We start from the raw sequence: 7,775 nt of genomic DNA on the forward strand, positions 1-7,775 counted from the left end.
CCCCCCCCCCCCCCCCCCCCCCCTTTTCTTCTTCTATTTCCCCACGCAGAAGCGGGAGAAGATGCGATCCGTCACGTCCTCCCGGACAGTCTTGCCCGTCAGCTCTCCCAGGGCGGACAGGGCCTCCTCCACGTCGGTGAGCAGGGCGTCAGGGGTCACGCCCATTTTCAGCGCCGATCCCGCACGCTCCACAGCGGTCAGGGCCCGCCCCGCCGCCTCGGTCTGCCGGGCATTGGTGAGCAGGGCCTCCCCCTCCCCCTTCGCGCCATGGGGGAAGAGCCGGTCCACCTTTTCTCCCAGCGCCTCCAGCCCCGCGCCGGTCTTGGCGCTGACCTCCACCGCGTCGGGAAGGGCCTCCAGGGGCACGGGGGCGTCCCCGGCGGGCAGGTCGCACTTATTCCACACCAGGATCGTGGGCGCCAGTCCCACCGCCTCCCGGCACAGCTCCATATCCTCCTGGGTCAGGCCCACGCAGCGGTCTGCCACCACCAGAATGAGCTGCGCCTCCTCCATGGCTCTCCGGCTGCGCTCCACCCCCAGCCGCTCCACCGGGTCGGCAGTTTCCCGCACTCCGGCGGTGTCCACGAGCCGCAAAAGAGTCTCCCCCAGGACGCACCGCGCCTCCACCGTGTCCCGGGTGGTGCCGGGGATGTCGGTGACGATGGCCCGCTCACAGCCCGCCAGGGCGTTGAGGAGGGTGGACTTGCCCACATTGGGCCGGCCCACAATGGCGCAGGGCACGCCCCGGTTCAGAAGCCGGCCCCTCCCCCCGGTGGCCAAAAGGGCCTCCAGCGCCCTCTCCGCCTGCTCCAGTGCCTTTTCCACTGTCTCCCCGGTGAAGGGATCCAAATCCTCGTCCGGATAGTCCAGCACGGCGTGGAAGTGGGCCATCACGTCCACCAGACCGCCGTAGATCTCCTCCACCCGGTGGGAGAGGAGCCCCGAGATCTGCCCCGCCGCCTGGCGGACGGCCTGGGGGGTCTCGGCGTCGATGAGATCCATCACCGCCTCCGCCTGGGTCAGATCCAGCTTTCCGTTCAAAAACGCCCGCCGGGTAAACTCCCCCGGCCCGGCCTGGCGGGCCCCATGGGCAAAAAGGGCCTCCAGGGCCAGGGAGAGCGCCATGGGGGAGCCGTGGCACTGAAGCTCGGCGGCCTCCTCCCCGGTGTAGCCGCTGCCCTCCGGCCACCACACGGCCAGGGCCATGTCGACGCCCTTCCCCGTCCTGTCCAGAACGGTGCCGTAGACCAGGGTCTTGGGCGGGTGGATCTCCAGGGCCCTGCCGTCGGCGGGACGAAAGACCGCCCCGGCACACCGGGCCGCCCCCGGCCCGGACAGCCGCACCGTCCCAATGGCGGCGCGGACTGGGCCCGTAGCGATGGCCGCAATGAGCTCCGATGGCATATATTTCCCTCCTCAAAATTTCGTAAAAAACGCCCACAGATTTTCCCTTGACAAATATTATGTTAACCCCTTTTGCATATCCCACCCTTGCCGCGTTAACATAATTGCCTGTGGAAAAGCCGGTGGATAATGTGGAAAACCTTGATATCTCTTGATTTGTTACTTTTTGTAACTTTTTGTCAATTGAATATCGTCTTGTATATCGGCTGCCAAAGATTCGATTTTAGAACATTGCTGGTCAACCAAATTTATTTATTCTCCCCCAGCCGCCGGGCGATGACCCGGGCCACCTTCACGCCGGAGGCTCCCGCCTGGGCCAGGCCCCGGGTAACGCCCGCCCCGTCGCCGATGGCGAAAAAGCCGGGCAGGGCGGTCTCCAGCTCAGCGGAGAGGGCGAGGCGGGCGGAATAAAACTTCACCTCCGCCCCGTAGAGAAGGGTGTCGTAGTTGGCGGTGCCGGGGGCCAGCTTATCCAGCTGATAGATCATCTCGATGATGTCGTCCAGCTGCCGCTTGGGCAGGGCCAGGCTGAGGTCGCCGGGCACCGCCGCCGTCAGGGTGGGCTTGGTAAAGGACTTGCTCATGCGGTGCTCGTTGGAGCGGGCGCCCCCCACCAGGTCGCCGAAGCGCTGCACCAGTACGCCGCCGGAGAGCATATTGCTCAGGGAGGCGATGTGTTTGCCGTAGCGGTAGGGCTCGTTAAAGGGCTCGGTGAACCGGTTGGACACCAGCAGGGCGAAGTTGGTGTTCTCACTGCGCAGGGCGGGATCGGCGTAGGAGTGGCCGTTGACGGTATTGATGCCCTCCACATTCTCCGCCACTACGTGGCCGTAGGGGTTCATACAGAAGGTGCGCACCTGGTCGCCGTACTGCTTGGTGCGGTAGACCAGCTTGGACTCATACACCACGTCGGTGATGTGCTCAAACACCCGGGCGGGCAGCTCCACCCGGACGCCAATGTCCACCTGATTATTGAGCAGTTTCAGCCCCAGGGCTTTGCACTGGTTGGCAAACCACTCCGCCCCGGAGCGGCCGGGCCCGGCGATGAGCCAGTCGCAGTCCACCTCGTCCCCCTTTTCGGTGATCAGGCGGTACCCCTTCTCCATCGTCTCGATGCGCTCCACCCCGGTACGGAAGCGGAACTCCACCCGCTCTTTCATGTCCTCGTAGATGTTTTGGAGGATGCGCAGGTTGTTCTCCGTGCCCAGGTGCTTACATTTGGCCTGGAGCAGGTGAAGATCGAACTCCAGGGCCTTTTTCTCCAGAGCCTTGGCCTCCGGCGTAGCCGTGGAATAGAGCTCCCGGGTGGCCCCATGGCCCACGTTGATCTCGTCCACATAGCCGATGAGCTCCATGACCTGGTTGGCGGGCATAAAATCAGTGAGCCAGCCGCCGAACTCAGTGGTGAAGTTGAACTTCCCGTCGGAAAAGGCACCCGCCCCGCCGAAGCCGCACATGGTGCCGCACACCGGACACTGAACGCACGAGCGCACCTTTCCCGCCACGATGGGGCAGCTGCGGCGGTAGATGTCCTCGCCCTTCTCCAACACCAGCACCTTCAGCGACCGGCACAGACGGGTCAGCTCATAGGCGGCGTAAATGCCGGCCTCTCCACAGCCGATAACGGCCACATCCACTTTTTCACGCATGTCCATTCTCCTTTTTGGGATAGTGAGATCATGATACCACAAGGGCACAGAAGATTCCCTAAGCTCGCTTTGCTCGCAAAGTGAATCTATTGTATCATAGTTTGCCGCCCTTTTCTACTTCGAGCCCATTTTTTGGGTAGCTTTTTCCCAAAAACGTGTTATACTGGTGTAGATTTCATAAAGGAGGTTTTTTCTCATGATGATCCTGAAGGACAAGATCGCCATTGTCACCGGCGGAACCCGCGGCATCGGCTACGCCATCGTCAAGGGCTTTTTGGAGTGCGGCGCCACCGTGGTGCTCTGTGGCTCCCGCCAGGAGACCGTGGACAAGGCTCTGGCCTCTCTCAAGTCGCTCAACGCCGACTGGAAAGTGGAGGGCATCGCCCCCAACCTCACCGACTATGATTCGGTCAAGGCCGCTTTTGACGCCGTGGAGGCCAAGTACGGCCGCATCGACATTCTGGTAAATAACGCCGGCGTGTCCGACTCGGCCAAGATCGGCAGCTATACCCCCGAGATGTTCCGGAAAACCATGGATCTGAACGTGAACGCCATGTTTTACTGCATCCGGGCCGTGGTGGACGGCATGAAGGAGCGCCACAGCGGCGTCATCCTCAACACCTCCAGCATGGTCAGCAAGTACGGCCAGCCCGGCGGTGTGGCATACCCCACCAGCAAGTTCGCCGTCAACGGCATGACCCTCTCCCTGGCCCGGGAGCTGGCTCCCGACGGGATCCGGGTCAACGCCGTGGCCCCCGGCATCACCAAGACCGACATGGTCTCCGCCCTGCCTGAGAGCATGATCGCTCCCCTTATTGCCCAGATCCCCCTGGGCCGGATCGGGGAGCCGGAGGATATCGCCAACGCCTTCATCTTCCTGGCCAGCGACATGGCAAGCTACATCTCCGGCCAGGTGCTGGGGGTGGACGGTCTGACCCGGGTGTAAGCGCCCGCATACGGGCCCTTTGGCCGGAAGGCCGCAACATGTGGTTATACGCCCTCCGGGGCAAAAAAAGGGACGGGCCTGCAGGCCCGTCCCTTTTTTATACGAGATGGACAAACAGCGGCGCCAGCACCACGGTGAGCAGCCCCGCCACAGCGATGGAGAGGCTGGACATGGCCCCCTCCACCTCCCCCAGCTCCAGGGCGCGGCTGGTGCCGATGGCGTGGGAGGCGGTGCCCAGAGCCAGTCCCTTGGCAATGGGCTCCCGGATGCGCAGGAGCTTGAAAAGCCCCTCGGCGCACACGGCGCCCACAACGCCGGTAATGGCGATGGCCGCCACGGTGAGGGACGCCACGCCCCCCAGCTCCTGGGACAGGCTCATGCCGATGGCGGTGGTGATGCTCTTGGGGAGAAAGGACACCGCCAGGGCGTGCTCCAGGGAGAAGGCCCGGCACAGCAGGGTCACGCAGCACAGCGCCGTCAGCGTGCCCGCCAGGATGGCGGAGAGCACCGCCGCCAGGTTTCGCCGCAAAAGCTCCACCTGCTCGTAGAGGGGCACCGCCAGGGCCACGGTGGCGGGAGTGAGCAGGTAGGAGATATACTTGGCCCCTTCATTATAGGAGGTGTACTCCACCCCCACAAGGCGCAGGAAGAGGATGACCCCGATGGAGGCCAGGAGCAGCGGGTTCAATATGGCCAGCCTGAACCGCTTTTTGATCAAAAGCCCCAGCTCGTAAAAAACCAGGGTCGCCACTCCGCCGAAGAAGAGGGAGCCGGAGAGGAAATCACGCACGGCCCTTCCCTCCCTTCCTGCCGAGCATCCACTGGGCGGTGCAGCCGGAGACCGCCATCACCACAAGGGTAGAGGCCACCACGATAACCAGGGCGGGCAGCAGCACGCTTTGGAGCACGTCCCAGAGATCCATAAGCCCCACCACCGCCGGGATAAAAAGAATAGGCATGATCTCCAGGAGAAAGCCCGCCGCCGGCTTTACCTGCTCCAACTTCACCAGGCCCAGGCACAGGCCGGCAAAGAGGAGGATCAGGCCGTAGACGCTGGCGGGGACGGGCAGGGGGATCAGGAGCCGAAGGGCCTCCCCGGCGAAGGAGAAGGCCAGGATAATGAGAAATTGCCGTGCGTATTTCAAGGGATCGCCTCCAAAGAAAACAGGTATCCCTATTATACCCGGCTTGTCAAGGGGCCGGGTGAACCTCCGCGCCGGTATAGTACCACTCCAGGATATCCGTAAAGCTCTTCCCCTCCCCCGCCAGGGCGTTGGCCCCGTACTGGCTCATGCCCACTCCGTGGCCGTAGCCGACGACCTGGAAGCGCACCTCCTCCTGGGTGGCCGTGACGGTGAACCGGGCCGAGCGCAGGCCGAAAATGGAGCGGGCCTGTCCCCCGGTGAGTTGCCGGCCGCCCACCGTCAAATGCTCCACCATGCCGGTGTCGTCGGTCTCTATGTTTTCGATCCAGGTGGCCGGATCGGCGCCAAACTCTGCGTTGGGGTCGGACAGGCGGAATCGGGCAAAGAACTCCGCCGGAGTGAAGACCACCTCGGTGCGCCAGCCGGGCACCTCCTCCCCCTCTGGGGAGGCCACCGCGGTCAGATAGGGCACCTCGGTGCCCCAGACCGTCACGGCGTCGTTGGTACGGCTGGCGGTGGAGGAGAAAAACACCGCGTCGATGGGTGCGCCTTCATAGAGGCACACCAGGCCGTCGGTGCTCTCCACCGCCTGGGCGATCTTGTCTGTATACAGCTGGGCGTTGTCCCCCCAGCCCGCCGCCGCCTGCTCCTTTGTCAGATATGCCTGGCAGCAGGCATAGTCGGTGCATACGTCGGCCCCGGGGTGCTTGTCCCCTCCGGAGCGCTGATAGAGGCAGTAGGTGCGGGCCGCCACCGTCTGGGCCTTCAGGGCCTCGGAATGGAAGGAGGCCGGCATCTCCGCGGAGACCACGCCCCAGAGATAATCCCTCATGGTCAGCTCCTCCACCGTGCCGTCCGCCTTCAAAAGGCGCAGCGTCTGCTGGGCGTCCCAGCCGGTGTTGGGCTCCACCGAGGGAGGCTCCAGCACCGGCAGCGTAGCGGTGGGAAGCGGAGGCTCCGTCTCCCCCTTCTCCGGGCGCTCCTCCTGCGGAAGGAGCAGCAGCGGAAGGAGAAAAAATACCGCCAACAGCGCCACGCCCAGCAGCATCGCCCTGCCAGCCCAGCCGGTGTGTCCTCTGCGCTCTTGCTTGACCATAGTCTTCGACCTCTTCCCCGCCCTTTTTCGGGCATTTTGAATTGACCAAACCGAAAAAATAGAGTAAAATGAAGTATTCTTTATCTGAGCGTGAAGGAGTGCTGCCTCATGTCCGACGCCGCCTTTCTCGAGAGCCTGTGCCAGGAGTTTCAGGCCAACAGCCACATCGACCCCTCCGCCTACGAACACTTCAACGTGAAGCGGGGTCTGCGCAACGCCGACGGTACCGGCGTGGTGGCGGGCGTCACCGAGATCGCCAACGTCCGGGGCTACTATATTCAGGACGAGGAGCGCGTCCCCATGCCCGGCCAGCTCCTCTACCGGGGCATCGACCTCCAGGAGCTGATCCATGGCTTCACCTCGGAAAACCGTTTTGGCTATGCCGAGACCGCCTACCTGCTTCTCTTTGGCGCCCTGCCCACCCGGGAGCAGCTTGTGAGCTTTGAGTCCTTCCTGGACGCCAACCACGCCCTGCCCGATATGTTCACCGAGGACATGATCCTCAAGGCCCCCAGTCCCGACGTGATGAACAAGCTGGCCCGGGGCGTGCTCACCCTTTACTCCTACGATGATAACCCAGAAGACATGACGCTTTCCAGCGAATTGAGGCGCTCCATGGTTTTGATCGCCAGGGCCCCCCAGATGGTGGCCCACGCCTACGCCGCCAAGCGGCACTATTACAACAACGAAAGCCTTTACCTCCACCGGCCCCAGCCGGGGCTGTCCCTGGCGGAAAATTTCCTCTGGGCGGTGCGCCACGACAACCAGTTTACCGCCGAGGAGGCCCGGCTGCTGGATCTGTGCATGGTGCTCCACGCCGAGCACGGCGGCGGAAACAACTCCACCTTTACCTGCCGGGTGCTCACCTCCTCGGGCACCGACCTCTACTCCGCCATCGGCGCGGCTGTGGGCTCCCTGAAGGGCCCCAAGCACGGCGGGGCGAACAAGAAGGTCATGGAGATGTTCTCCTACATCAAAGAGGGTGTGAAGGACTGGGCCGACGAGGAGGAGGTCTCCCATTACCTGGGCCGGCTCATGGACAAGGCCGAGGGCGACCGGTCGGGCCTCATCTACGGAATCGGCCACGCCATCTATACCCTCTCCGATCCCAGAGCTGTCATCCTCAAGCAGTTCGCCCGCTCCCTTGCCCAGAGCAAAGGTATGCTGGAGGAGTTCCAGCTCTATGAGGCGGTGGAGCGGCTCACTCCCCAGGTCATGGCCCAGCGGGGCCAGAAGAAGGTGGTGTGCGCCAACGTGGATCTCTTCTCCGGCTTTGTCTACCAGATGATGGGCATCCCCATTGAGCTCTATACCCCCCTCTTTGCCATGTCCCGGATGGTGGGCTGGTGCGCCCACCGGCTGGAGGAGCTGTTCACTCCCGGCGGGCGGATCATCCGCCCCGCCTACAAGGTGGTGGCGCCCCTGCGGCCTTTCGTGCCCCTGGAAGAGCGGAGAAGCGGGCAAGTTGGGAGCTTGGACTGAAGCGAGGACGAGCGGTAAAGCGCAAAAAAGCGCCCTGCCTTTTTGGCAGGGCG

7 protein-coding genes are annotated in these 7,775 nt (G+C 63.5%); 2 read left to right on the forward strand and 5 right to left on the reverse strand.

Features of this window, described 5'->3' with window-relative positions; all coding sequences use genetic code 11:
- Positions 1 to 33 precede the first annotated feature (33 nt).
- A complete protein-coding gene (gene mnmE / locus NFR87_RS10110) occupies positions 34 to 1,404 on the reverse strand; it encodes a tRNA uridine-5-carboxymethylaminomethyl(34) synthesis GTPase MnmE (protein ID WP_251449337.1) in 1,371 nt (456 codons plus the stop codon).
- A 248-nt stretch (positions 1,405 to 1,652) separates the two neighbouring features.
- On the reverse strand, positions 1,653 to 3,053 hold the full coding sequence (locus NFR87_RS10115) for an NAD(P)/FAD-dependent oxidoreductase (protein ID WP_251449339.1): 1,401 nt from the start codon (positions 3,051 to 3,053) through the stop codon (positions 1,653 to 1,655).
- A 196-nt stretch (positions 3,054 to 3,249) separates the two neighbouring features.
- Between NFR87_RS10115 and NFR87_RS10120 the strand changes: the two genes are divergently transcribed.
- Positions 3,250 to 3,999, forward strand: coding sequence for an SDR family NAD(P)-dependent oxidoreductase (locus tag NFR87_RS10120; RefSeq protein WP_479266841.1), 750 nt, complete (start codon positions 3,250 to 3,252; stop codon positions 3,997 to 3,999).
- A 97-nt stretch (positions 4,000 to 4,096) separates the two neighbouring features.
- Here the strand turns inward: NFR87_RS10120 and NFR87_RS10125 are convergent, their stop codons facing one another.
- Genes NFR87_RS10125 through spoIID form a run of 3 tightly spaced genes read right to left on the reverse strand, consistent with a single transcriptional unit; the run spans position 4,097 to position 6,240 of the window.
- Complete coding sequence (locus NFR87_RS10125) at positions 4,097 to 4,789, reverse strand: LrgB family protein (RefSeq protein WP_251449341.1); 693 nt, start codon at positions 4,787 to 4,789, stop codon at positions 4,097 to 4,099.
- Positions 4,782 to 5,144, reverse strand: a complete 363-nt coding sequence (locus NFR87_RS10130; protein WP_251449343.1) for a CidA/LrgA family protein — start codon at positions 5,142 to 5,144, stop codon at positions 4,782 to 4,784. Before NFR87_RS10130 ends, NFR87_RS10125 begins: the two co-directional genes overlap by 8 nt.
- Positions 5,145 to 5,190: 46 nt before the next feature.
- Positions 5,191 to 6,240, reverse strand: a complete 1,050-nt coding sequence (gene spoIID, locus NFR87_RS10135; protein WP_251449345.1) for a stage II sporulation protein D — start codon at positions 6,238 to 6,240, stop codon at positions 5,191 to 5,193.
- A 108-nt stretch (positions 6,241 to 6,348) separates the two neighbouring features.
- Here spoIID and NFR87_RS10140 point away from each other — a divergent pair, with 108 nt between their 5' ends.
- Positions 6,349 to 7,722, forward strand: coding sequence for a citrate/2-methylcitrate synthase (locus tag NFR87_RS10140; protein ID WP_251449356.1), 1,374 nt, complete (start codon positions 6,349 to 6,351; stop codon positions 7,720 to 7,722).
- The last annotated feature ends 53 nt before the right edge of the window (positions 7,723 to 7,775 follow it).

Origin of the sequence: Vermiculatibacterium agrestimuris (genome assembly GCF_943193085.1) — a bacterium.
Classification (GTDB): Bacteria; Bacillota; Clostridia; order Oscillospirales; family Oscillospiraceae; genus Vermiculatibacterium; species Vermiculatibacterium agrestimuris.

Bases quoted from the DNA above. Each gene is read 5' to 3' on its own strand.
- mnmE (WP_251449337.1), bottom strand. From the start codon at position 1,404: ATGCCATCGGAGCTCATTGCGGCCATCGCTACGGGCCCAGTCCGCGCC.
- NFR87_RS10115 (WP_251449339.1), bottom strand. From the start codon at position 3,053: ATGCGTGAAAAAGTGGATGTGGCCGTTATCGGCTGTGGAGAGGCCGGC.
- NFR87_RS10120 (WP_479266841.1), top strand. From the start codon at position 3,250: ATGATGATCCTGAAGGACAAGATCGCCATTGTCACCGGCGGAACCCGC.
- spoIID (WP_251449345.1), bottom strand. From the start codon at position 6,240: ATGGTCAAGCAAGAGCGCAGAGGACACACCGGCTGGGCTGGCAGGGCG.
- NFR87_RS10140 (WP_251449356.1), top strand. From the start codon at position 6,349: ATGTCCGACGCCGCCTTTCTCGAGAGCCTGTGCCAGGAGTTTCAGGCC.